Genomic DNA, 23530 nt, shown 5'->3' with positions numbered 1-23530 from the left:
CCAGCTCCGGGGTCCAGCTCAGGGGGCGAGGCGTTCGACAGTCCAGAGGTCGTTGGAGCGGCGGAAGCGCAGGCGGTCGTGCAGGCGGTCCGCGCGGCCCTGCCAGAACTCCACGTAATCCGGGCGGATCCGCCAGCCGCCCCAGTGCGGCGGCACCGGCACCTTCTCGGCGTCGGCGAAGCGTCGCTGGATGCCGCTCAGCGACGACTGCAGCGCATCGCGGCCGGCGACCACCTGCGACTGCGGTGACGCCCAGGCACCCAACTGGGAGCCGCGCGGGCGCTCCGCCCAGTACTCGGCGGTCTCGGCGGACGACACCTTCTCCACCGTGCCGCGCACGTTGACCTGGCGCTGCAGGCCCAGCCACGGGAAGGTCGCGGCGGCCACCTGGGTGGCCTTGAGGTCGTGGCTCTTCGCCGAGGTGTAGTTGGTGAAGAACACCACGCCGCGCTGGTCGAAGCCCTTGCAGAGCACGGTGCGCGAGGACGGGATGCCGTCGGGGTTGGCCGTGGCCAGCACCATCGCGTTCGGCTCGATGAGGTCGGCCTGCACCGCTTCGTCGAACCACAGCTGGAGCTGCTCATGCCAGGTGGCGGCGAGCGACGACTCTTCCAGCGCCCCGGCCTCGTAGGACACCCGCATGGACGGCAACGCGACGTTTGCCTCCGACATGCTTTTCCTCCCTGACTCGCCCGGCAGCGGCACGACTCGACTTCTCCGGCTGTTCGCCGGACGGTACGGGTTGAAGGGCCGACGCGACACGATTGGTGGCGCCAACCACGCCTACGACGGTAAACGGGATCCGAACGGACGCCGAATCAGTGGTGCTACACGATCGATTCCGCAACCGATGCAGTGATCGTTCCCACACCCGTTCGGACGCACGGCGCGCAGCAAGGTCTACGCGCCGTGTGCCGCGGGTGCCGTTGCCCGCTCCGTGGCATTCATCAGGTGTGAACCTCTAGATCCTTCGCAGGGTGACCGGATCGCCGCTGCGAGCCGGGCGCTCGGCGGCCACGGCGTTCTCGGCTAGCGCGGTGGGCAACTCCTCGCGCATGTCGATTCGAGATCAGTGACCGGCCGGGCCGCCGCATCAGGTGACCGGGTCGTGCACCGTGACCAGTTTCGTGCGCCCAGGAAGGTCGCCTCGCCCCGCCTCGACCTGCACGTCGTGGATCACCTCGGGCACTCCGTCGAGCGCCTGGTCGGCGCGCAGCACCTGGCGGCCGCTCTGCATCAGCTCCACGGCGGTCCGGCCGTCCCGAGCACCCTCCGCGACGTGGTCGGCGATCACGGACACCGCCTCGGGGTAGTTCGGCTTCAGTCCGCGGTCCAGCCACTCGCACGCTAGGCGGGCCGCAACGTAGACGAGCAACTTGTCGCGCCCTTGAGGAGGGTATCTATTTAACCCACGCGCACCGGCAACACCCGGCGCTGTACTGCAGCTTTACCAGCGGATAGACAATTGAACCAGGACAACCTATTTCCCAAAATTTTGCGCCGCTAACTAAATTATTTCCGGATCGTGTGATCTAGCTCATTCCGGAGTTTTCACCAGGTGAATCCGATTGCTTTCACCTCGCGGGCGGGTGCACTGTGTTCACGACGCCCCGCCACGTCCCCCGAGCCGCGCACGCGCGGCACCGAACACCGAGGAGACGAGGCAGCCATGAGCAACGCGGGCCAGTCCGAATTCCGCCCTGGTCTGGAGGGCGTGGTCGCCTTCCAGACCGAGATCGCCGAACCCGACCGCGACGGCGGAGCGCTGCGCTACCGCGGCGTGGACATCGAGGACCTGGTGGGCACGGTGTCCTTCGGCGACGTCTGGGCGCTGCTGGTGGACGGTCGCTTCGGCGACGGCCTGCCGGCTGCCGATGACGCAGTCCTGCCGGTCCGCACCGGCGACGTGCGGGCAGACGTCCAAGCCGCACTGGCGATGATCGCGCCGACCGCCGGTTTTCCGCCGCTGCTGGACATCGACGAGCAACAGGCCCGTGCGCAGCTGGCGCGTTCCAGTGCGCTCGGGTTGTCGTTCGTGGCGCAGTCCGCGCGCGGCGACCAGCCGCCGGTTCCGCACGCCCGTATCGCAGAAGCCGCGACGGCCACCGAGCAGTTCCTGGTCCGGTGGCGCGGCGAACCGGACCCCGAACACGTGCAGGCGCTCGACGCCTACTGGGTATCGGCGGCCGAGCACGGGCTGAACGCCTCCACGTTCACCGCCCGGGTCATCGCCTCAACCGGCGCCGACGTCGCCGCCTGTCTGTCCGGGGCGGTCGGCGCGATGTCCGGCCCGCTGCACGGCGGCGCCCCGGCCCGGGTGCTGCCGATGATCGAGGAAGCCGAGCGCACCGGCAACGCGCGCGCAGTGGTGACGTCGATCCTGGACCGCGGCGGGCGGCTGATGGGCTTTGGCCACCGCGTCTACCGCGCCGAGGACCCGCGGGCCAGGGTGCTGCGCAACACCTGCGACCAGCTCCGCGCGCCGCGCTTCGAGGTGGCCCGGGAGCTGGAGCAGGCCGCGCTGGCGGTCCTGCGGGAGCGCCGACCGGACCGGCAGATCGAGACCAACGTGGAGTTCTGGGCCGCGGTGGTGCTCGACTTCGCCCAGGTCCCGACGGCGATGATGCCGGCGATGTTCACCTGCGCCCGGCTCGCGGGCTGGTCGGCGCACATCCTGGAGCAGCAGCGCACCGGCCGCCTGGTGCGCCCGTCGGCGCAGTACGTCGGCCCGAACCCGCGCTCCCCGCAGGACGTCCCGGGATGGGACTCCATCAACCAGCTGATCGCCCCGGTGTGATCGCGGCGTGCTCCGTCTCCGATGGCGGAGGTGAAGCGGACGGACCGTTCGCGCCGTCTACCGACGCGGACGGACCGTTCGCCCCGAACCGCTCCCCCGAAGAACCTCCCAGCAGCGGTAGCGTGGAGTGGTGACGGTCACATCCACCGATGCGCAGCGGCGGTTGCACGTCGAGTACGCCGAAGCGCTGGAGGCCGACGCGGAGACCAGCGGCGAGCAGTGCAACGACCTCGTCGAAGCGGCGGATTACTGGCATTTCGCGGGCGAGCACGAGCGCGAAGAACGGGCCCTACGCGCCGCGGCCGAGGTCGACGACGACAACAACGTGCTCAACGGCGCCGCCGCGTACGCGAAGTTCCTGCTGACCCACGGGCGGCGCGCGGAGGCCGAGGAACGCTTCGCGCAGCTGCTCCGCGAGGGCTCGAACTGCGAGTGGGCCTACGCGACGGCGTCGATCGCTTACCAGCTCGTCGACGCACCCCAGGAGGCTCTGCGCTGGCTCAACGTCGGCGTCAACCGGTTCATCCCGAGCCTGGACGTCGAACTGGAGAAGGGCGATGCCGGTTCCGAGCTGCTGCGCCAGCGCAGCCTCCTGCGCCGCGAGCTGGGCCTGCCGAAGGACGGGTTCGACGACCTCCTCGACCGCCTGACCGACCACGGCCGCCAGATCGGCGAGCAGATCCGCGAGATCCGGCGGCACGACGAGACCGAACGGCTCGCGGTCCTCTACTGGCCGCCGGAGGAATTCGCCGAGCTCCAACGAGGACGCCCGACCTGGTACCCGGGCACCACACACCTGGAGCACCGCCGGGAGGTCCAGCGGGCCCTGCGGCAGCACCCGGCACCTGCCGTGGTCATCGGCTCGATCGGGGCGCTGGTGGACTTCGCCGCGTCCTGCGGAATAGCCCCTGGCGAGCGGTCCGCCCGCGAGGAGTTCGCCGCCGAAACCGCCCGTCGCGGACTGGCGAGCGCCTGGCCGCCGGGCCGCAACGACGCCTGCTGGTGCGGCTCCGACCGCAAGTACAAGAAGTGCTGCGGAGCCCCCGGCTTCGCCTGAGCCACGCGCCGCGGGGCCGACCGCCGCCGCAGGGCCGACCGCCGGGCCGACCGCCGGGCCGACCGCCGCCGCAGGGCCGACCAAGATCAGGTGATGTTGCCCGGCGGGATGTTGGCCAACTGCGATGGTCCGCAGTAAGTTGCGGTGCGGCTGTTCGCAGCACCGGGGTCACCCCTCGGAAACCCTGCTGCAACACTTGAGCCGAGCCGGCAAAGGCGCCGGTCATCAGGCCACTGGCGCGCGGGAGGCACGCCCCGCCACCTGCACTGTCACCACAACAACGCCCGGAGGCGCCGGCATGACGCAGGCCGAGACCATTGATCCGACGACCCTGAAGCTGCCCGAGGAACTCAAGCCCGCCGACGGCCGGTTCGGCTGCGGTCCGTCCAAGGTGCGCGACGAGCAGCTCGCCCACCTGGCCGACGCGGGCGCCGCGCTGATGGGCACCTCGCACCGGCAGAAGCCGGTGAAGTCCCTGGTCGGGCGGGTCCGGGAAGGACTGCAGGAGCTGTTCTCGCTGCCCGACGGCTACGAGGTCGTGCTGGGTGTCGGCGGCACCACGGCGTTCTGGGACGCCGCGACGTTCGGCCTGGTCCGCGAGCGGTCGCTGCACCTCACCTACGGCGAGTTCTCCTCGAAGTTCGCCAAGGCCGCCAAGACAGCGCCGTTCCTGGCCGACCCGGTGGTGGTCGCCGCCGAGCCGGGCGACGCGCCGGAGCCGGTGTCGGACCCGTCCGTCGACCTGATCGGCTGGGCGCACAACGAAACCTCCACCGGCGTGATGCTCGCGCCGAGCCGCCCGGAGGGCTCGGAGAACGCGCTGATCGCGATCGACGCCACCTCGGGCGCGGGCGGGCTGCCCTTCGACGCGGCCGACATCGACGTCTACTACTTCGCGCCGCAGAAGTGCTTCGCCGCCGACGGCGGGCTGTGGCTGGCCGCGATGAGCCCGGCCGCGATCGAGCGGATCGGCGAGATCGGCGCGTCCGACCGCTGGATGCCGGAGTTCTTGTCGCTGCCCACCGCGCTGGACAACTCCCGCAAGGACCAGACCTACAACACCCCGGCGGTCGCCACCCTGTTCCTGCTCGCCGACCAGATCGAGTGGATGAACGGCCAGGGCGGGCTGGACTGGTGCGTGCAGCGCACCCGCGAGTCGTCCCAGCGGCTGTACTCCTGGGCCGAGGCGTCGGAGTTCGCCACCCCGTTCGTCGCCGACCCGGCGAAGCGCTCCCAGGTGGTCGGCACGGTCGACTTCGCCGACTCCGTCGACGCTGCGGCGGTCGCGAAGGCGTTGCGCGCCAACGGGATCGTGGACACCGAGCCGTACCGCAAACTGGGCCGCAACCAGCTGCGGGTCGGCATGTTCCCGGCGATCGCCCCGGACGACGTCACCGCACTGACGAAGTCCATCGATTGGGTGGTTTCGCAGCTCTCCTGACACGCATAGCCGCCGGGATCGAGGCCGATCTCGGCGGCTTTTGCCCGAACGCCACTCCACTAAGTGAACAGTTGGCCACTATTGGTGACATTCACCGAAAATGAGTGATTTTACCCGTTCGCTCAAGCACCACCTTTCCGGCAAGATCGAGGCCGGAGAGAGCGACCAATGCGGATACGACGTGCCCGGCGTGCCTCCCGCGTCAAGGCGGCGCGCCGGGTTACTGTCACAGCTTGGTGACATGTAGGTCGGCGGGAGGCTGGCGTATGCGAGCGCTGCGAGTGGTCGGGCTCGACGAGGACGGTGAATCCGTCATCTGCGAGGACCCGGAGAACGGCGAGCGCTTCACCGTGCCCGCCGACGAACGACTGCGTGCCGCAGCCCGCGGCGACCTCACCAGGCTCGGCCAGGTCCAGATCGAGATGGAAGCCCAGATGCGGCCCCGGGAGATCCAGTCCCGCATCCGCTCCGGCGCGTCCGTGGCGCAGATCGCGGAGGCGTCCGGCATCCCGGAACACCGGGTCGAGCGCTACGCCTACCCCGTGCTGCTCGAACGCGCCCAGATCGCCGAGATGGCGCAGCGCGCGCACCCGGTCCGCGAAGACGGCCCGGACGTCCAGACGCTCGGCGAGGTCGTCGCGCACACCTTCGGGATGCGCGGCCACGAGTACTCCGAAGCCAACTGGGGCTCCTGGCGCGGCGAAGACGGCAAGTGGGTCGTGCAGCTGACCTGGCAGGCCGGGCGCTCGGAAAACCGCGCGCACTGGGTCTTCCACCCGGGCGCGCACGGCGGCACCGTCGCCGCGCTCGACGATCACGCCGCCGACCTGCTCGACCCATCCCCGAACCGCCCACTGCGGACTGTCCGGCCGGTCACCGAGCTGGCGCGCGAAGCGCTGCAGCTCGACCAGCAGGCACAGCCGGTGCAGGAGCGGGCGGAGGAGCCGGTGGCCGCGGCGCGGCCGGAGGCTCCGAGCCTCGATCTGGACACCGGCCCGCCGACGGAGCTGGCGGAAGAGCCGGTGGCGGAGGAAAGCGCCGAAGGCGCGACCGCCGAGGCGGCGGAGGACGACGCGCAGCGCAAGGCGGAGCCGCGGCGCGGGCGCAAGAGTCATCCGATCGTGCCGTCGTGGGAGGACGTCCTGCTCGGCGTCCGGTCCCACCGCTGACGACAGAAACCCAACGGGGCCGGGCGAGCACCAAGCTCACCCGGCCCCGTTGGCGTGTCCACGGTCACTTCGATTTCGATGGAAATTGCACTCTGTCGGCGTGTCGGACCAAAACACGCCGACAGATGTGGACAACTCCCCCGATTCAATGGAATCAGAGTTCGGATTTCCATTGAGCCTTTTTCATCTGAACCTTTGTCATCCTGGTCGATCCGCAGCCGCGACGCCTGAAGCCCACGGTCCGGGGCGGCCGCAAGCGGCGTAGCCGCCTTGGCCCACCTTCGCAGCCTGCATCGCCGCGGGTTCTCAGCGGTCTTCTCGCGAGGACAGCCCGGCGCCGCGTACTGGTCGGTCATACACAAGTCCCGGGATCCCACAGCCGAGAAGACCGCTGAGGTTCCGCTACCCGCACCAGAACGCAAGAAGAGATTGGAAAACGCTCATTGAAATTGCGTGGTCGGCCGCGGTCCGGTGTCAGCCGAGGAGGCTGAGGATCAGCGCTATCCAGGCGGCGACTATGCCCGCCGCCGTTCCGTAGGCCACCCAGCGCCAGACCGGAACGTATCGGCCCAGCCAGATCGACGGCGTGAACCCGGCCGCGACCGCGAGGTTGACCACCGCCGCGAGGATTCCGCTCACGTCCGCCAGCCCCTGCGTCACCACCACCAGGGTCACCGCCACGATCGCTCCGATGATCGCGCTGATCACCAGGCCCGGACCCCACGGCGTTGGCGGCACCGGGGCGAGCGTTCCGCCACGTCGTCCAGGTATCGCGTGCGCCGAGCGCGGCCGGCCGATGCGGTCCAGTTCGCCGCTGAGCGGGTCGACGTAGCCGATCTGCCCGCCGGTCTCCGCCGCGAGCCGCATCGCCAACTGGCGACCGCGCTGCGACACCAGCTCCGCGTCGTTGTCCGCGGTTTCCTCGGCCTGCACGGCCTCCACCACATGCGCCCACTCGTGCAGCGCAGCGACAAGCGCACCCGGCAGCCTCAGCCGGGCCGGGTCGACCTCGCGACCGACGCCGCGTACCAGCACCGCGCGACCGGATCGTGCGTGCAGCTCCCAGCCGGATTCCCGGGCGTCCATCACGCTCCGCTCATCGCGTGGAAGGTGATCGCCGCGGCGGTGGCGACGTTGAGCGAATCCACCCCGCTGACCATCGGGATCCGGACCGCGACGTCCGCGGCCTCGATGGCCTCGTCGGTGAGCCCCGGGCCTTCCGAGCCAAGCAGCACCGCCACTGAACCCCGGTCCAGCTCCGCGTCGCGAAGGGATTTCGAATCCGCTCGGGGGGTGAGCGCGGCGATCCGGAAGCCGTTGTCGTGCAACAGCTTGAGGTCTTCTGGCCAGGAGGTGAGGTGGGCGAACGGGACCCGGAGCACGTGCCCCATCGACACCCGGACGCTGCGCCGGTACAGCGGGTCCGAACATCCCGCGCCGAGCAGCACGCCGTCGATGCCGAGCGCGGCGGCGTTGCGGAACAGCGCGCCGAGGTTCTCGTGGTCGCCGATGCCTTCCAGCACCGCCAGGCGGCGGGACCGGCCGATGAGCTCCGCCGGCTCGATGACCGGGGCTCGGTCGGCGACCGCCAGCACGCCGCGATTCAGGTGGAAGCCGACCACGCTCGCCATCACGTCGGCATCGGTGACGTAGGCGGGCACGTCGAGGGCGGCGGTGGCCTCGGCCAGTTCCTCGATCCGGCGGCGCACCCCGAATAGCGCCCGCACCGGGTACGGCGAGGCGAGCAGTCGCTCGACCACCACGACGCCTTCGGCGATCACCAGCCCGCGCCCGCCCGGGCGATCCGGGCGGCGGTCCGCGCGGGACAGATCGCGGAAGTCGTCGACCCTCGGGTCGTCGGCATCGCTGACCTCCACAATGTGCGCCACGCGCGCATTCTCGCACCCGCCGCCAATCGGGCTGGCCGCCCCGGCTGGCGCGTTGCGGGTGAACCGCGTTGTCGTTCTCGGTCAGTGGGATCGGCGGTGTCGGAGATGCCGGTGTGTCCGTTGACCTGATCCGGATTCGCCTGGGATTCCGGGCAAAACGTGCGAAGATCGACGACTGTGCCGTCCGCCACCGGATCGGCCGACCACAGGAGGAGTAGGTTCGCGACATGGCTCGACTCGGCAACACTGAACTCGACGTCTTCCCCATTTGCCTCGGTGGCAACGTGTTCGGCTGGACGGCCGACCGCGACGAGACCTTCGACGTCCTGGACCGCTACTCCGCCGCGGGCGGCAACTTCATAGACACCGCCGACAGCTATTCCTCTTTCGCTCCGGGCAATTCGGGCGGCGAGTCGGAAACGCTGATCGGCGAGTGGCTGCGCGCCCGGGGCAACCGCGACGACATCGTGATCGCCACCAAGGTCGGCAGGTGGCAGGACCGCCCCGGCCTGTCGGCGGCGAACATCAAGGCCGCGGCCGAAGATTCGTTGCGACGCCTGGGAGTCGATCACATCGACCTGTACTACGCGCACAGCGACGACCAGGCCACGCCGCTGGCCGAGACGCTGGGCGCGTTCGACGAACTGGTGCGGGACGGCAAGGTCCGCTACATCGCGGCGTCGAACTACACCGCACCACGTCTGGCCGAGGCGCTGGAGATCTCGCGCCGCGAGGGCCTTGCCCGCTTCGACGCCTTACAGCCGCACTACAACCTGGTGCAGCGCGGCCACTTCGAGGGCGAACTCGCCGAACTCTGCGTTCGCGAGAATCTGGCGGTGCTGCCGTACTACGCGCTGGCCAAGGGATTCCTGACGGGCAAGTACCGGCCGGGCGGCGACAGCTCGGAGAGCCCGCGGGCCGAGGGTGCCCGCACCTACTTGGACGAGCGCGGCGTGAAAGTACTCGCTGGATTGGACGAAATCGCGACACTCCGTAACGTGCCTATCCCTTCGGTCGCACTGGCGTGGCTGTTGGGACAACGCAGCGTTACTGCGCCGATCGCCAGCGCCCGCAACACCGAACAGCTAGCGGATCTGCTCCCGGCGGCCCAACTCACGCTCACTTCCGCCGAGCTGGAGCGGCTTGCGGACGCCTCCCGTTGATCATTCTGCGGACCTTCCGGTGACACCGTTTTGGCCGCTGGTCCCCCGGGTACCGATGTGTCACGGTGGTTTCCCCAGCGCTGCGCGCTGACGTGCTGCCGATCAAGCGGGGAGACGGCATGGGAAGGCACGTGGACGATCAACCCTTCAAGCCAGTGGACCGGCAGCGGTATCGGAGCAAGATGCAGCGCGGCCTGGACGCCCTGGCCCGGATGCTCGCCGAAGGCAATTTCTCCTTCCCTCACCAGCAGATGGGGCTGGAGATGGAGCTGTGCCTGGTGGACGACCAGATGGAGCCGTCCATGTCCAACGCGGTGGTGCTGGAGAAGATCAGCGAGCCGGTGTTCACCACCGAGCTCGGCCAGCAGAACATCGAGCTCAACGTCGAGCCCCAGGTGCTGGCCGGGGACAGCGCCCTGGAGCTGGAGGCCCGGATGCGCGCCGCGCTGCTGCGCGCGGACAGCGGGGCGCACGACGCCGGGGCGAAGATCGTCATGATCGGCACGCTGCCGACGCTGCGCAGCGCGCACTTCGACCCGAACTGGCTGTCGCGCAACCCGCGGTACTCGCTGCTCAATGAGCAGATCTTCCTGGCACGCGGCGAAGAAATGCTGCTGGACATGGAGGGCGTGCCGCTCGACGAGGCGCAGTCCGAGAAGCTGCGCTCCTACGCGGACTCGATCCTGCCGGAGTCGGCGTGCACCTCCGTCCAGCTGCACCTGCAGGTGGCGCCGGAGGACTTCGCGGCGCACTGGAACGCCGCGCAGTGCCTGGCCGGGGTGCAGGTGGCCATCGGCGCGAATTCCCCGTTCCTGCTGGGCAAGGCGTTGTGGCACGAGACGCGGATCCCGCTGTTCCTGCAGGCCACCGACACGCGTCCGGTGGAGTTGAAGAACCAGGGCGTGCGGCCGCGGGTGTGGTTCGGGGAGCGTTGGATCACGTCGATCTTCGACCTGTTCGAGGAGAACGTCCGCTACTTCCCGGCGTTGCTGCCGGAGCCGGAGGAAGAGGACCCGGTGGCCGCGCTGGAAGCCGGCCGGGCGCCGACGCTGGCCGAGCTGCGGCTGCACAACGGCACCATCTGGCGCTGGAACCGGCCGGTTTACGACCTGGTGGGTGGGGTTCCGCACCTGCGGGTGGAGAACCGCGTGCTGCCGTCGGGGCCGTCGGTGGTGGACATCGTCGCCAACGCCGCGTTCTTCTACGGCGCCCAGCGGGCGCTCACCGAACAAGATCGTCCATTGTGGACGCAGATGTCGTTCGCGGCAGCGGAGGAGAACTTCTACGCCGGGGCGCGGCACGGCTTCGACGCGCACCTCTACTGGCCGAGCATCGGCTGGGTAAAGCCGGATGAGCTCGTGTTGCGACGCCTGCTGCCGATGGCGCACGACGGCCTGCGGGCGTGCGGGGTGTCGGACGCCGCGTGCGAGCGCTACCTGGGCGTGATCGAGAAGCGCTGCCTGGCGAAGCGCAACGGTTCGACCTGGCAGCGGGAAACCGTTGCGCTGCTGGAAGACCGCGGCGCGGACCGGCACGGCGCCCTGGCCGGCATGCTGCGCCGCTACATCGACCTCGCCGACAACGGAGACCCGGTCCACGCCTGGCCGGTGGGGTGATTTCCCCGGAATCGGGCGATCCCCCCAACGTCCAGATCGCAGCTCCCACCTGGTACCCCGCAATTTCAATGGAAATCGGATCTCCGATTTCCATTGAAATTGCGGGATCAGGGCCATCAGAGGGGTCCGTCGACCTCGAGGACCGGGCGGTCGTTGTGGCTGGTGAGATCCACCGGCGCCGTGCCCGCCAGTCGCTGCTTGACCGCGCGTACCCGGCCTTCGATGTAGGCCGCGACCGCCGAGCGTTCTCCGGCAGGCCCAGCACCTCGCCGAACATCGCGATGTCGGTCAGCAGCGTGTCCATCCCGGACGGGCCCGCGGCGCAGGACTCCGAGAGCAGCAGCGTTCTAATCCCGCTGACCTCCAGCGTTTTCCGGTCCCGCCGGTCGTGTCGTCGAAGGCGCTGGCGTAGCCGCCGACGACCAGGTCGGGCTCGGCTTCGAGGATGCGCTCGTAGGACGGGTACTGGTCGGCGAGCAGCGGCGCCTGGGCGTAGGCGGCGGCCACCGACGGTGGCGGCCACCGACGGTGGCGGCGCGTGGCCGTCCGGGTAGGCGGTGCCGACCAGCCGATCGCCCAAGCCCAGCGCCAACAGGATCTCGGTGGCGTGCTGGTTGGGGCTCACCACGCGCTTCTGCGGCTCCGGGAACGTCTCTGTGCGACCGCAGTTCTCGATTCGCAACCCGTCACTCTGCGGTTCGGCGGCGGTGCAGCCAGTGATGGAGAGCGTGACGAGGACGAGGGCGAGCAGGAGCCGGTCGGGCCGTCGCGGGTGGCGATTTCGCGCGAAATCGCCATTGCCCACGCGTGCCGGGTGGCGATTTCGCGCGAAATCGCCGCTCCCCGTGACGCGCCCGATCTGCGCGACGAGCAAGCGGCGCATCGTGCGTTCCAGGGTCTAGCCGGCCTGCAGGAATGCGGGAAGACCGGGACCGCACGGGAGGCTGCGAGCCCCAAATCCCGACCGCAGGCCACGGCGGTCGTTGGAGTCATCCCTCGCGAACGGGCGATCGGGCTCGCCGCGCGGTGCGCGGCCTACCGTTGCGGGTCAGCGCCGGGCTTCGACCGGCTTCTCCCGCTCGCGGGGTCTGCCGAGGATGCTGCCCGCCCCCTCGAACCGGGCCGACCGGGTCAACCAGGCAAATTCCCCCACGCCGCAGGGTTTTCGCAGATCACCGGGGCTGTTGGCGCAACTCGTCCGACAGGTGAGATCAACACCTCCATGCGGACTAGTTGCCATAACGTGGCAGTAGCTAGAAACTGTCGATAGCGAAGGGAGATGCTCAATGGCGCAGTACGTGTTGCCGGAGTTGGACTACGACTACGCGGCGTTGGAGCCGGCGATCGCCGGCGAGATCAACGAGTTGCACCACAGCAAGCACCACGCGGCGTACGTCAAGGGCACCAACGACACGGTGGAGAAGATCGCCGAGGCGCGGGAGAAGGGCGATTTCTCCTCCATCGTGGGTCTGGAGACCACGCTGGCGTTCAACCTGGCGGGGCACTCGCTGCACCTGGTGTGGTGGAAGATCCTCTCGCCGGGCGGCGGGGACAAGCCGACCGGCGAGCTGGCGGCGGCCATCGACGAGGACTTCGGTTCCTTCGACAAGTTCCGCGCTCAGATGGAGGCGGTGTCGACCACGATCCACGGCAACGGCTGGGGCGTGCTGGCCTGGGACCCGGTGGGCCGGCGGTTGATCACGCAGCAGCTGCGGGACCACCACTCGAACCTGTCGATCGCCACGACTCCGCTGCTGGTTTTCGACATCTGGGAGCACGCGTACTACCTGCAGTACCGCAACGCGAAGGCCGACTACGTCAAGCACCTGTGGAACGTGGTCGACTGGGACGAGGTCGCCGCGCGCTTCGCCGACGCCTGCGCCGGCTACAACGGCCTCCGCCTCCCCAACGCCTGACGGGCAGAACCACCGCGCCGACGGTTCTCGCCGGTCAGAAGTCGTGAGTGTTTTGGGCTAGCAGCCCAAGCGTTCACGAGCCCAGGACTCGGCGGTGAGTGCTCCGACAAGCCCGCTGCCGACGCTTCGGGGCCTTCCTCCGGGAGGGCCCCGAAGTCCTTTCCGGCCCCGCAAACGATCGGGCCCCGGTCTCCCGAAGGAGGCCGGGGCCCGATCCGTTCCCGAACTGACTACCGCTCCCACCACGAAGCGGACGAGATTTAGGTTAGCCTAACCTCCGCGATCGGGCAACTCCTCCGCCCACCGAACCAGCACCGCGCTGACGCCATGCCAGCACCGCGACCCCGCCGAGCGCGGCGGCCAACGACGCCAGCCCGCCCAGCAGGATCGGCCAGCGCGGCCCGAGCACCTCGGCGATCCACCCGGAAGCCAGCCCACCCAGCGGTTTTCCACCCAGGAACAGCAGCATGTACAGGCCCATGACCCGGCCGCGCATGGTCGGCTCCACGGCCAGCTGGACGGTCGAGTTCGCGCTGGTGGTGAACGTCATGACGGCGACCCCGACCGGGATCAGCGCCACCGCGAACAGCTCGTAGGTCGGCATCAGCGACGCCGCCGCCTCCAGCACGCCGAAAACCGCGGCGCCCAGCAGCATCAGCCGCAGCCGCGGCACTCCGCGCCCACTTCGGCGGGCCGCCAGCGCCGCCCCGGTCAACGTCCCGATCGCGAGCATGGTGATCAGCAGGCCGTAACCGTCGGCGTCCCGCTCGAAGGTGTTGCGCGCGATCACCGCGAACGTGCTCTCGAAGTTCATGCCGAAGGTGCCGAGGCAGAACACCAGCACCATCACCACGATCAGATCCGGACGCCCGCGCACGTAGCGCAGCCCGGCGCGCAGTTGGCCGCGTTGCTTCGGCGGCGGCTTGACCCGGTGCAGCGCCGCCTGATCCATCAGCGCCAGCCCGGCGACCACGGCGACCGAGCTCAACCCGTTGGCCAGGAACACCCAGCCGGTGCCGATCGCGGTGATCAGCACCCCGGCGATGGCCGGGCCGACGATGCGGGCCAGGTTGAAGGTCATCGAGTTCAGCGCGACGGCGTTGGTGAGCTGCGCTTGCCCGACCATCTCGACGACGAACGACTGCCGCACGGGCGCGTCCACCGCCGCGAAGCACCCGAGCACGAAGCACAGCACGAAGACGTGCCAGAGTTGCACGAGGCCGGTGACGTTGAGCAGCCCCAGCGCCAGCCCGCACGCGCCGAGCGCACTCTGGGTGCCGATGAGCATGCGCCGCTTGTCAAAGCGATCCGCGACGACTCCGGCCCACAGCGTCAGCAGCAACGTCGGGATGAACTGCAGGGCGACCGCCACGCCGAGCGCGGCGGGGCTGCCGCCGGAAAGCTCCAGCACAAGCCAGTCCTGCGCCGCGCGCTGCATCCACGTGCCGGTCAGCGACACGACCTGACCGGAGGCGTAGTAGCGGTAGTTGCGCTCCCGCAGCGAGCGGAACATGCCGCCGCCGGAGTCGGTGGAGGCGGCCGGTTCGTCCGATGTGGACGACGATGTGAGGTTGCCCGGATCCTCGCTCGGGCCTGCTCCCGCGCGCGATGCGGATCGGTCAACCACGCTCGTGCTTACCGCCTCTCACTGACGTTCTGTCATCGGCTGGCCAGTCGGTCGATGATCTCGACCGCCTGGGACAGCACCCGGCGTTCCTCTTCGGACAGGTCCACGAGCTGCTGGTCCAGCCAGCGCTCCCGGATCGAGACCTCTTCGTCTATGCGGGCCCGACCGGCCTCGGTCAGCTCCACGATGGCCTGCCGACCGTCGGTCGGGTGGGCTCGACGGGCGACCAGCCCGGCGTCTTCCAGGGCGGCGATCACCCTGGTCATCGACGGCGGCTGGACACCTTCCCTCGCTGCCAGCTCGCCCGGCGTCATCGCGCCGGTCTTGTGCAGGCAGGACAGCGCCGACAGCTGGGACAGCGTGATCTTCAAGTCGGCGCTCTGCGCGCGCAGCCGCCGATTCAGGCGAACGACCGCGAGCCGCAGTCGACTCGCCAGGGTGCGCTCTCGCTCCGCGATATCGGACACGTCGTTAGTCTACCAAACTATTTCGGGGAATCGGACAAACTGATCACGCAGATCAGTGGCCGCCCACAATAGCCATGCCCGCGACCCCGGACCTGGATCGCAACCCAATCGACGCACTACTCCGATCGGCCCATCCGAGCGCCGCCGAAACCCAGCGGGTGCGGGTTCCGTTTGGTCAGGACCCGTGCGCACTTTGTGGTGCCATAGCGCCACAAAGTGCGCACGAGGGCGAATGCCGAGCCGAGCAGCCGCTCAGATGCCGAAGAGCGCGCTGAACGGACCGGAGCAGAAGTAGAGCACGAACGCCGCCGAGACGACCCACATCAGCGGGTGCACGGTGCGGACGCGGCCGGTGAACACCTGCAGCTGCACGTAGCTGATGAAGCCCGCGCCGATGCCGTTGGCGATCGAGTAGGTGAACGGCATCACCACGATCGTCAGGAACGCGGGCAGCGCGATGCTGAAGTCCGACAGGTCGATCTGCCGGATCTGGGTCAGCATCATCGCCCCGACCACCACCAGCCGGAGCCGCCGCCTCCACCGGAATGACCTGGTAGAGCGGGGTGAAGAACATCGCAGCCAGGAACAGCAGACCGGTGATCACGTTCGCCAGCCCGGTCCGCGCCCCCTCCGCGATGCCGGACGCGGACTCCACGAACACGGTGTTGGAGCTCGCCGAGCCCAAGCCGCCCGCGACCGCGCCGACGCCCTCAACGGCCAGCGCCTTGCCGATGCCCGGCAGGTTGCCGTCCTTGTCGGCGAGCCCGCCTTCCTTGCCGAGGCCGGTCATGGTGCCCATGGCGTCGAAGAAGTTCGCGAGCACCAGCGTGAACACCAGCATCGCGGCGGCCAGCGCGGGCAGCCGGGTCCACGCGCCGAAGGAGATGTCGCCGACCAGCGACAGGTCCGGCAGCCCGACGACCTGCCCCGGGATCGCCGGATAGCCGAGGTTCCAGCCGTAGGGGTTGGTGCCCTTCGACGGGCCCGCGTGGAAGACCGACTCGACGATGATCGCCAGCACCGTGGTGACGGCCACGCTGATCAGGATCGAGCCCCGCACCTCGCGCGCCACCAGCACCGAGGTCAGCACCAGGCCGAAGACGAACACCGCGGTCGGCCACGAGGCGATCGAACCGTCGATGCCCAGCCCGACCGGCACCGTCGTGTTGGCCGCGTCCGGCAGCCGCCGCACGAACCCGGAGTCGACCAGGCCGACGAACGTAATGAACACGCCGACGCCGACCGCGATCGCGGCCTTGAGCTCGGGTGGCACCGCGTTGAACACCGCGGTCCGGAAGCCGGTGGCGACCAGGATCAGGATGATGATGCCGTCCACCACCACCAGGCCCATGGCCTCCGGCCACGTCACCTGCGGCGCGATGGTCACCGCCAGCAGCGTGTTGATGCCGAGCCCGGCGGCGATCGCGAACGGGTAGTTGGCGACGAGTCCGAACAGGATCGTCATCACACCCGCGACCAGCGCCGTGGTCGCGGCGACCTGCGACACCGGCAAGATGTTGCCGAGCACGTCGCGCTTGGCGCCGGCGTCCTCGGCGGAGTAGCTGCCGAGGATCAGCGGGTTGAGCACGATGATGTAGGCGACCGTGACGAAGGTGACCACGCCGCCGCGAACTTCCCGCCCGACGCTGGACCCACGGTCGGTGATCTCGAAATACCTGTCCAGCAGCGACCTCTTGGAAACGTCTCGATCCACCATCAGTACTTCCCGATCACCGCACCTGCGCGCGCGTTCATTACCGGGGGTAGCCTGCCTGACGTGGCAAAAGACAGCGAACCCACCCCCTCGGCGCCGGGCCACCGACCGGTCCCGCCGCTGCCGCGGAGGCTGGCGGACCCGACCCCGGTGGTGCTGTTCGGTACCGCGCTGTGGTTCGCCGGGGCGATCGTGTTCGGCATCCGCGACTGGACCGGTGGCTCCTGGGAAATCCAGTTCTGGACCTGCCTGGCCGGCGGCGCGCTCGGCATCATCGGCTACGGGGTGTTCCGCTGGCAGCGCTCGGCGGCGCGCCGCGGCTCCCGCGGAGCCTGGAAGGGCCTGTCCGGACTCGACGGCTGAGCCTGCACAATTCCTGCTCCGAACTGCCCCGCAACCGGTTAGTCTGCACAGTCGTCACCAGATCCGACGCGCAACTCTGACCTAACGCGGGAGCGCAGTACCAGTGCCCAAGCTCGACGTCGACCGACTCGAATTCGCGATCCTGGCCGAACGCGCCGGACTCACCCGAATCCCGATGATCGCGTCGTACAGCAACTACGGGACGACCGTCAAAGACATACCGCGCGAGTTCGACGCAGCCGAGCAGCGGGTCCGCGACCGCGGCCTGATCAACCCGGGCGGCGTGAACGACCGGGTCATGGAACTGCTGGGCATCTACGCGCACACGACGGTCGAGTACGACCTGCGGTTCTCGTCCAAGAAGGAAAGCGAGCTGCGGACGGCGGTGTCCAAGGCGAACAAGACGGCGGTACGCACGGTCGTCGACGGAGACCGGATCATCCTGGAGCCGGTGCACCCCAACGACCTGATCCCAGCCCTGGTGTCGGCGCTGCCGGCACACCCGCCGGCGCGGATCCGCCCGCCGCTGAGCGTCGACCTGGCGGAGATGCGCGCGGCGATGAACGAGGTGCGCCGCCGCGGCGACGAGGACCCGCAGGCGATCGAGCAAAGCCTGCGCGCCCGCGGCGTGAACGTGGCGAGCTTCCGCAAGATGACGCAGCTGCTGGACGGACCGCGCCTGGGCCTCGGTGAGATCGGCGTCACGATCTGGGGCGACCGCCGCAAGGAGTACCGCGGGGACCAGACGCTCCGCATCATCGACCTGCAGCAAGGCCGCACGGCGGTCTACAACAGCGGAACGCAGCGGATGTTCGCGGGGGCGGACATGAGCACGTTCACGCGCGTGCTCGGCGAGCTGACGACGAGGACCCAGCGCGAAGCGGCCGCGGCCTGGTAGCGACCAAGGTCACGCTCACTTCTAGCGGCTATCAGGCTCCCAGATGGGACGTCAAGTTAGGGGTGTGAAGGCCGGTTGTCGGGTCCGGGGCCGTATTTGCGTAGAAGCCCTCGTGCTGGGCGGAGCAGCCGCCAGCCGATGATCATGTTGAGGGTTGAGAGCAGGCATGGCACCACGAGCAGCACCAGGTAGGCGACGACCGGCGGGCTGTAGTCGAGCTGCATGTCGGCTGGCCAGCGTTTCGATGCGTTGACGGTGCCGGTGAAGATAAAGACGGAGATACCCGTCGTGACGACAGTGCCGCTCCACAGCGTGACGAGCACTCGGCGCGCGTTGGTGGCGAAGGTCGCGTTCAGGTACCCGTCTTTCACGAAGGAGCGGCCCGTGGTCAGGGTGATGCAGGAGAAGAAATAGAAGAATGCGGCGAGGCCGCCCATGACTACGGTGAAGAGCGTCGTTCCTACCGTAGCCGCGGGAAGCCGGTAGCGGCTCCAGACGGTCAGGATTCCGATGATGATGCTCAAAGGCATCGACAACGATCCGATCAAGGTGCAGGTGAACCGGATCTTTCGCGCGAGTCGTGGCGGCAGCACCATCAACAGGTGGTGACGAGGGGGGACGGGCCGGTAGTGATACTGCGGTGGTGGTCCGCCAGCGTTCATTGGTTGACTCGCCAATCTGAGCCGTCACCGTCGCTGACGCTGCCGTCGGAGAGGTCGCGGTCCGAGCGCGACCAGGTCTTGCCCACATCGTGGATCTTCTGCTTGAGGGCGGTCTGCTCGACCTCGATGACATCCAGGAAGGTGTTCATCGACATGATCGTGGTGGTGATCAGGCCGATGGAGACGCTGGCGGCCGTTGCGATCGCAGCGATTGCGGCGGGCGTGCCGACTACGGTGCATGCTGCCGCAACAGCCCCGATGGCACCGACCACGAACACGCCAACTGCGATTCCCATCGCCATGTAGAAGGCATCGAGCGCGTTCGCCAGGCTGTTCAGCGAGTTGCGGATTTGCAGGGCGAGGTCCTTGACGCCCGTGAGCCCGTCTGCTTGTGCCGGAACGATCGCTTTGTAGGCTTCGGCGGCACGGCCTGTCCACTCCACGTTCGCGTCCAGATTGGGCAGGGCAACATCGCCCGCGATGTCACCGACCGGGTTCGCGACAGCGCTCGCCCACTGCTCACTCTTGTTCCTCAGCTCTTGTGCGTCGCCGGGCTGATCGACCCACTGCTGGATTTTGTCCCAGAACTCCTGGACTTTCTGCTTGACGACCTCCATGCCGCGTTGAATCGGCAGGGCCAGCCGTGCCATCCTCAGCGCCGGTAGGTGGATCCGTACCAGGTGTCGGATCGTCCAGCTCCCCAGGGTTCTCGAACTCCGACAGCGGGTCGTACTCGAACTCCCAATCCTCCGCGCCACGCCTGCCGTAGCTCATCCGACCGTCCTCCCCAGGTTGCCGAGTGCCGCGCCAGTCTGCCCCGCGAACCGCGACCCCCGTGCAAGGGGCTGCGAAATGTGTCTTGCTACACGGCTAGACGGGTGGCGCAATCGGCCGGGGCGAACGTCCCGGGCGCGAAGCGGCGCGGTAGCGACCAAGGTCACTCCGCCAAATGGACCAATTCGGCAACGAGTTGGGAACCGATCTCGACTGAGGATCGTCACACCCGTGCACGGATGAGCAGAGACCTGGCAAGCTAAGCGTGACGTGTACCTGTGTCAGGGGACAAAGGGGGTAGTGAGAGGTGTCATTCTTCGACGGGGTCGGCAACGCTGTCGTCACGGCGGGGCAGAAGGCTGTGCGGTCAGCGACGATTCACACCGCGATCAACGCGGGCGGCACTGCGAAGGCAGCGTCGTTCCAGGTCGACATCGAGCAGATCCCGGGGCTGATCACGGAGTACGAGAAGGCCCGAGACGGGCTCGATGAAATCCTGGAACAGGCTCAACGGCTGCGGCACATCAACGGCCCTGGCACGGACGAAATCAGCCAGAGACTCGCGACCGCCCTCGGCGACATGGCAGGCGATGACGAAGGCTGCCTTTCCTGGGCTGTCAACGACGCCCGTGGCCGCATCCAGACAATGATCGACCAGCTGAAGGCCGCTAAGGGCACATACCAGAACACCGACGAAGCCGCCTCGATCCGTCAGGTTTAAGGAAGACTCACGTGCTACGCCGCGCAACTCTGACCGCCGCGTCACTACTCGCCGTCCTTGGAGCATCGGCATGCTCTCCAAGCGGAGCGACCAACCCGCCGAAGACCACGACCGAATCGGCTTCTTCGACCGCTGCTACCCCGAAGGTCGAAAATCCGAAGAACCTCAAGGCAGTCACCGACGCGTGCAAGTTGTTGGCCGAGGAACAGGTCGCGCGGCTTGGCGGCGATGCCGGGGCAAAGCCCCCGGAGGGGAGCAACTCCGAGGAGTACGGCGAGCCTCAGTGCAAGTGGCGAAACGATGCCTTCAACGCCACGATCGCAATCAACACCAAGCACGGCGGACTCGCAGAAATCCAAAGCTTCATCGAGTCGAGCGACAGCTTCAAACCGACGCAGGTGGGCGGCTACCAGGGAGCACGAGTCGACGAGCAGAGCACACTGTGCCGAATCGAGCTCGCGGTTGCCGATGACCAGTCACTTGAAGTCAACTACTTCAAGAACGCTGGGGGGACCCCGGAGATGAATGACCCGTGCGGCTTCGCAGAAAAGATCACCAGCGAAGCCTTGACGAACGTACCGGGCGCCTGATCGCGTCTGCATTACCACGACCAGTTTCTGACAAGGGGGTGTGATCATGGTTTTACCGATCATCGTCGGTGGCTACCTACTCACACGTGAATCGGACCGTGGTAACACGGACGAGATCATGCAGAAGGTGGGCTTCAACCACCCGGAGAAGTACAAGCAGATCCACGAGGGTAAAGGTCCGAGCGACCTGTCCGGCGCCGTCCTCTCCTGGGAAAAGGGCGTCGGCGGCAAGTTCGACGCGGTCCACTTGATCCTCGACGCAGCCAACAAGAAGGCCAACCTGGCGTGGACCGGTCAAGCCGCAGAAGAGCACGGCGCCTCGCTGCAGCCCATGTCGCAGTTCATCGAGGACGCCAAGAACGTCTCGACGTCGGTTAGCAGATCAGCCGATCAGCAGGTGGGGCACTTCTTCACCGTCAAGAACAGCATGCCCAAGCCGGTGGAGGTCACTGCGACCGACAACCTGCTTGAGAAGGGTGGCGCTTGGCTGATCGGTGGCGAGACGGACCTGCAGAAGCAGGAGCGCGAAGCTACTGAGAAGGCTCAGGAAGCCAAGCAGCACTACGACAACTACAGCCAGAGCACCACGAACGTCTCGCAGAACCTCGCGTTCTACCCGAAGGCCCCGGAGATGGCGTACGACCAGGGCGGGGATAGCACTGGTACGAACCCGGCGGTCGGCAGGATACCGAACGGCTCCGGCATCCCCGGTGGCGGCGGCACTCCGGGCGGCGGCGGTGGTGGTGGCAGCTGGGTCAGCGGCACCGGTGGCAGCGGTCACAGCGGCAGCGGTAGCGGCACCGGCGACTACATCACGACTCCGTCGCAGAGCAATTCGCAGTGGTCTTCTCCGCCTGTTCCCAATGGTCCCGGCTTGCCCGTGAACACCGGCCCCGGCCTCGGTTCGGGTCCGAACACCGGCGGTCCCGGGTTCGGGATGGTGCCCGGCGGACCCGGCCTCGGCGGCGGCTCCGGCGCTGGAGCTGGCGCTGGTCGTGGGCTCGGTGCCGGTGGCGCCGGCGGCCGTGGCGCGGGTCTGGGCGCCGGTGGGCGCGCCGGCCTCGGGGGGCTCGGCTCTGGTGCTGGCGGTGCCGGTGGCGCTGCCGGCGCGGCCGGTCGTGGTGGCGCGGGCGGCATGGGCGCCGGTGCTGGTGGCCGCGGCCGGGGCAAGGAGGGCGAGGAAGACATGGAGCACGAGGACAAGTACTGGGTCGACACGGACGAGGCTTGGGAAGACCTGGGCCTCCCCAAGGTCGCCCCGCCGGTCTTCGGCGAGTGACCAACACCCGCTGAAGTCGACCGACGCAAGCTGGCCGCGCACCGAGTCCGGTGCGCGGCCAGTTCCGCTATTCGGAGGCTTTGCGGTAGATCTCACCCAGCGCAGCTATCGCCCGGTCTGCTTTAGTTTGATCACCTGGAATGAACCCGGTGCGGGCGATTCCGGGCATTTGCTTGTAGTCCAGCACGAGTACCTTGTTCGGTGCGTCGGGGATCTCCATGATCCAGCTGCGGAAGGCGTCGTACTCCCCCTCAACGTGGTGGTCGACGATCAGACGACGACCGTTGAAGTCTGTGACCTCCGCTTCTGGGCTGATGTCGGTCCAGCTGTCGAAGCTCCCCGACCCGACGTAGACGTCGAACGTGATCTGCATGTCCGGACTCGGCGTTTCGTACGAGCAGATGAAACCGTTCATGACGATCTTCCGGAAATCAGAACCCATGAACTGCGCCATCAGCTCGTCCGGCGGGTAGGAGCACAAGTAGAGCGGCAACCATTTCGACTCGGGCGGCTGCTGCGGGAGACCCTCCAGCTGCAGAACCTCCTTGAACGATCGAGGTTCAGGGCGTGCCCATTCGGAACAACTGAAGGCCATCCGGTCTACCGAAGCGCATACGTTCGTCGTCGCCGTGGTAATTGGTGGCGGCGCAGTTTCCTGGTCTCGATCGAGGCTCGGACCGCTTCTTATGTCGATCAACAACGCAAGCACCGATACGCCGACTACGAATACAGATGCAAGCACGGAGGCGACCACCGCAATCCAAACACGCGACTTCCGGGGTGGCGTTGGCTGAGGTCCGAGTGGATATTGCGTTGCGTGCGGCGGCTGTGGGCAAGGTTGCCCGTCCTGGTTTCTTGGCCAGCCTTGGTAAATCACTTGAGCATGCTCCTGTCAGCATGAACGTGCTCTCGCGGAACGCGGAGCACTCCCCCAGACGGCCTGCGATCAGGCCAGACGCCATTATGCAGGGCCTCAATTCCGGAAAAACGGCCTTTCATTCGAAGGTCACGAGCCGGACGTCGATTCGTCCACTTCGGACTTCTGCAGCGCAAACGGAGCAGGTAGGGCGCTGATCCCTGCCACCGATGTCCTCGGGAGCCGTCATGACGCCACACACCGCGATCAGCGCTGGCCCATCACGCCGCGAGTCATCGTCCGGAATCACGTGGTTCTGGTAGCCGAAGGCGACCCAGCGCCCGCTGCTGGCGTTCGCCTCGTTTTCTGAAGGTGTCATCGCGTTCTTCCTGAAGCGCAGGGTGGTCGGTGACCGGGCGCGTGGGGGAGGGGACATTCGCGCCCGGTCACCGGGGGTGGGCCGGTGCGGCCGAGGTCGGGGAGGTACCGCACCGGCCCGGCTGGGGAGGTCAGGCCTCGTGAGTGTCTGTT

22 protein-coding genes, 2 pseudogenes and 1 riboswitch are annotated in these 23530 nt (G+C 68.0%); of the genes and pseudogenes, 12 read left to right on the top strand and 12 right to left on the bottom strand.

Annotated elements, in window-relative coordinates:
• Window positions 1–18: 18 nt before the first annotated feature.
• Together pdxH and ureA are read right to left on the bottom strand one after the other, a co-directional pair.
• Complete coding sequence (gene pdxH, locus FDZ84_RS14870; protein ID WP_168586390.1) at window positions 19–672, bottom strand: pyridoxamine 5'-phosphate oxidase; 654 nt, start codon at window positions 670–672, stop codon at window positions 19–21.
• A gap of 421 nt (window positions 673–1093) precedes the next feature.
• Window positions 1094–1393 (bottom strand): annotated as a pseudogene (ureA, locus tag FDZ84_RS14865) (urease subunit gamma); the annotation flags it as partial.
• A gap of 276 nt (window positions 1394–1669) precedes the next feature.
• Between ureA and FDZ84_RS14860 the strand changes: the two are divergent.
• The 4 genes from FDZ84_RS14860 (at window position 1670) to sepH (ending at window position 6464) form a co-directional block, all read left to right on the top strand.
• Window positions 1670–2797 (top strand): citrate synthase 2, encoded by a 1128-nt coding sequence (locus FDZ84_RS14860; RefSeq protein ID WP_168586388.1) that lies wholly within the window; start codon window positions 1670–1672, stop codon window positions 2795–2797.
• A 130-nt stretch (window positions 2798–2927) separates the two neighbouring features.
• Window positions 2928–3854, top strand: coding sequence for an SEC-C metal-binding domain-containing protein (locus FDZ84_RS14855; RefSeq protein WP_168586387.1), 927 nt, complete (start codon window positions 2928–2930; stop codon window positions 3852–3854).
• 298 nt (window positions 3855–4152) lie between these two features.
• Window positions 4153–5295 carry a phosphoserine transaminase gene (gene serC, locus FDZ84_RS14850; protein WP_168586386.1) on the top strand — a complete coding sequence of 381 codons (1143 nt, stop codon included), beginning with the start codon at window positions 4153–4155 and terminating at the stop codon, window positions 5293–5295.
• A gap of 266 nt (window positions 5296–5561) precedes the next feature.
• Window positions 5562–6464, top strand: a complete 903-nt coding sequence (gene sepH / locus FDZ84_RS14845) for a septation protein SepH (RefSeq protein ID WP_168586385.1) — start codon at window positions 5562–5564, stop codon at window positions 6462–6464.
• Between the two features lie 474 nt (window positions 6465–6938).
• Here the strand turns inward: sepH and FDZ84_RS14840 are convergent, their stop codons facing one another.
• Both FDZ84_RS14840 and FDZ84_RS14835 read right to left on the bottom strand, forming a co-directional pair.
• Window positions 6939–7550 carry a DUF2537 domain-containing protein gene (locus tag FDZ84_RS14840; RefSeq protein WP_168590073.1) on the bottom strand — a complete coding sequence of 204 codons (612 nt, stop codon included), beginning with the start codon at window positions 7548–7550 and terminating at the stop codon, window positions 6939–6941.
• Window positions 7550–8353: an RNA methyltransferase gene (locus FDZ84_RS14835; RefSeq protein WP_168586384.1), complete on the bottom strand. Its 804-nt coding sequence runs from the start codon at window positions 8351–8353 to the stop codon at window positions 7550–7552. The genes FDZ84_RS14840 and FDZ84_RS14835 overlap by 1 nt, the downstream gene beginning before the upstream one ends.
• Window positions 8354–8580: 227 nt before the next feature.
• Here FDZ84_RS14835 and FDZ84_RS14830 point away from each other — a divergent pair, with 227 nt between their 5' ends.
• Entirely contained in the window at window positions 8581–9516 is a 936-nt protein-coding gene (locus tag FDZ84_RS14830; RefSeq protein WP_168586383.1) for an aldo/keto reductase, read from the top strand.
• 119 nt (window positions 9517–9635) lie between these two features.
• Window positions 9636–11132, top strand: a complete 1497-nt coding sequence (locus FDZ84_RS14825; protein ID WP_168590072.1) for a glutamate-cysteine ligase family protein — start codon at window positions 9636–9638, stop codon at window positions 11130–11132.
• Window positions 11133–11420: 288 nt separating this feature from the next.
• Here FDZ84_RS14825 and FDZ84_RS14820 read toward each other — a convergent pair whose 3' ends face one another.
• Window positions 11421–11639, bottom strand: a complete 219-nt coding sequence (locus FDZ84_RS14820; protein WP_168586382.1) for a hypothetical protein — start codon at window positions 11637–11639, stop codon at window positions 11421–11423.
• 501 nt (window positions 11640–12140) lie between these two features.
• A riboswitch (cobalamin riboswitch) is annotated at window positions 12141–12207 on the bottom strand.
• A gap of 211 nt (window positions 12208–12418) precedes the next feature.
• Between FDZ84_RS14820 and FDZ84_RS14815 the strand changes: the two genes are divergently transcribed.
• Entirely contained in the window at window positions 12419–13048 is a 630-nt protein-coding gene (locus FDZ84_RS14815) for a superoxide dismutase (RefSeq protein ID WP_168586381.1), read from the top strand.
• A 265-nt stretch (window positions 13049–13313) separates the two neighbouring features.
• Here FDZ84_RS14815 and FDZ84_RS14810 read toward each other — a convergent pair whose 3' ends face one another.
• From FDZ84_RS14810 to FDZ84_RS14800, 3 genes and pseudogenes are all read right to left on the bottom strand, one after another.
• Window positions 13314–14675 (bottom strand): MFS transporter, encoded by a 1362-nt coding sequence (locus FDZ84_RS14810; protein WP_168586380.1) that lies wholly within the window; start codon window positions 14673–14675, stop codon window positions 13314–13316.
• 32 nt (window positions 14676–14707) lie between these two features.
• Entirely contained in the window at window positions 14708–15142 is a 435-nt protein-coding gene (locus FDZ84_RS14805) for a MarR family winged helix-turn-helix transcriptional regulator (RefSeq protein WP_168586379.1), read from the bottom strand.
• Between the two features lie 252 nt (window positions 15143–15394).
• A pseudogene (locus tag FDZ84_RS14800) lies at window positions 15395–16859 on the bottom strand (NCS2 family permease).
• Window positions 16860–16919: 60 nt separating this feature from the next.
• Here FDZ84_RS14800 and FDZ84_RS14795 point away from each other — a divergent pair.
• Window positions 16920–17219, top strand: coding sequence for a DUF2530 domain-containing protein (locus FDZ84_RS14795; protein WP_168586378.1), 300 nt, complete (start codon window positions 16920–16922; stop codon window positions 17217–17219).
• A 103-nt stretch (window positions 17220–17322) separates the two neighbouring features.
• Complete coding sequence (locus tag FDZ84_RS14790) at window positions 17323–18117, top strand: ESX secretion-associated protein EspG (protein ID WP_168586377.1); 795 nt, start codon at window positions 17323–17325, stop codon at window positions 18115–18117.
• Between the two features lie 56 nt (window positions 18118–18173).
• Here FDZ84_RS14790 and FDZ84_RS14785 read toward each other — a convergent pair whose 3' ends face one another.
• A complete protein-coding gene (locus FDZ84_RS14785; protein ID WP_168586376.1) occupies window positions 18174–18779 on the bottom strand; it encodes a hypothetical protein in 606 nt (201 codons plus the stop codon).
• Complete coding sequence (locus FDZ84_RS14780) at window positions 18776–19429, bottom strand: hypothetical protein (protein WP_210435566.1); 654 nt, start codon at window positions 19427–19429, stop codon at window positions 18776–18778. The genes FDZ84_RS14785 and FDZ84_RS14780 overlap by 4 nt, the downstream gene beginning before the upstream one ends.
• Before the next feature lie 431 nt (window positions 19430–19860).
• Here FDZ84_RS14780 and FDZ84_RS14775 point away from each other — a divergent pair, with 431 nt between their 5' ends.
• The 3 genes from FDZ84_RS14775 to FDZ84_RS37790 are packed head-to-tail and all read left to right on the top strand — an operon-like array spanning window position 19861 to window position 22143.
• Window positions 19861–20274, top strand: coding sequence for a hypothetical protein (locus FDZ84_RS14775; protein WP_168586375.1), 414 nt, complete (start codon window positions 19861–19863; stop codon window positions 20272–20274).
• A gap of 11 nt (window positions 20275–20285) precedes the next feature.
• Window positions 20286–20864, top strand: a complete 579-nt coding sequence (locus FDZ84_RS14770) for a DUF3558 domain-containing protein (RefSeq protein WP_168586374.1) — start codon at window positions 20286–20288, stop codon at window positions 20862–20864.
• A 46-nt stretch (window positions 20865–20910) separates the two neighbouring features.
• On the top strand, window positions 20911–22143 hold the full coding sequence (locus FDZ84_RS37790; protein ID WP_210435834.1) for a hypothetical protein: 1233 nt from the start codon (window positions 20911–20913) through the stop codon (window positions 22141–22143).
• 67 nt (window positions 22144–22210) lie between these two features.
• Here the strand turns inward: FDZ84_RS37790 and FDZ84_RS14760 are convergent, their stop codons facing one another.
• Both FDZ84_RS14760 and FDZ84_RS14755 read right to left on the bottom strand, forming a co-directional pair.
• Window positions 22211–22897 (bottom strand): hypothetical protein, encoded by a 687-nt coding sequence (locus tag FDZ84_RS14760; protein WP_168586373.1) that lies wholly within the window; start codon window positions 22895–22897, stop codon window positions 22211–22213.
• Between the two features lie 241 nt (window positions 22898–23138).
• Window positions 23139–23378 carry a hypothetical protein gene (locus tag FDZ84_RS14755; protein WP_168586372.1) on the bottom strand — a complete coding sequence of 80 codons (240 nt, stop codon included), beginning with the start codon at window positions 23376–23378 and terminating at the stop codon, window positions 23139–23141.
• Window positions 23379–23530 lie beyond the last annotated feature (152 nt).

This window comes from Saccharopolyspora sp. ASAGF58, from assembly GCF_012277335.1.
GTDB lineage: Bacteria > Actinomycetota > Actinomycetes > Mycobacteriales > Pseudonocardiaceae > Saccharopolyspora > Saccharopolyspora hattusasensis.
The sequence above is the reverse complement of the archived record's forward strand: the minus strand, read 5'-3'. Positions and strand labels throughout refer to the sequence as shown.

Excerpts from the sequence above, each read along its gene's own strand:
- FDZ84_RS14830 (WP_168586383.1), top strand. The coding sequence starts at position 8,581 with ATGGCTCGACTCGGCAACACTGAACTCGACGTCTTCCCCATTTGCCTC.
- FDZ84_RS14860 (WP_168586388.1), top strand. The coding sequence starts at position 1,670 with ATGAGCAACGCGGGCCAGTCCGAATTCCGCCCTGGTCTGGAGGGCGTG.
- serC (WP_168586386.1), top strand. The coding sequence starts at position 4,153 with ATGACGCAGGCCGAGACCATTGATCCGACGACCCTGAAGCTGCCCGAG.
- pdxH (WP_168586390.1), bottom strand. The coding sequence starts at position 672 with ATGTCGGAGGCAAACGTCGCGTTGCCGTCCATGCGGGTGTCCTACGAG.
- FDZ84_RS14815 (WP_168586381.1), top strand. The coding sequence starts at position 12,419 with ATGGCGCAGTACGTGTTGCCGGAGTTGGACTACGACTACGCGGCGTTG.
- FDZ84_RS14840 (WP_168590073.1), bottom strand. The coding sequence starts at position 7,550 with ATGGACGCCCGGGAATCCGGCTGGGAGCTGCACGCACGATCCGGTCGC.
- sepH (WP_168586385.1), top strand. The coding sequence starts at position 5,562 with ATGCGAGCGCTGCGAGTGGTCGGGCTCGACGAGGACGGTGAATCCGTC.
- FDZ84_RS14785 (WP_168586376.1), bottom strand. The coding sequence starts at position 18,779 with ATGAACGCTGGCGGACCACCACCGCAGTATCACTACCGGCCCGTCCCC.
- FDZ84_RS14755 (WP_168586372.1), bottom strand. The coding sequence starts at position 23,378 with ATGACACCTTCAGAAAACGAGGCGAACGCCAGCAGCGGGCGCTGGGTC.
- FDZ84_RS14780 (WP_210435566.1), bottom strand. The coding sequence starts at position 19,429 with ATGGCACGGCTGGCCCTGCCGATTCAACGCGGCATGGAGGTCGTCAAG.
- FDZ84_RS37790 (WP_210435834.1), top strand. The coding sequence starts at position 20,911 with ATGGTTTTACCGATCATCGTCGGTGGCTACCTACTCACACGTGAATCG.
- FDZ84_RS14825 (WP_168590072.1), top strand. The coding sequence starts at position 9,636 with ATGGGAAGGCACGTGGACGATCAACCCTTCAAGCCAGTGGACCGGCAG.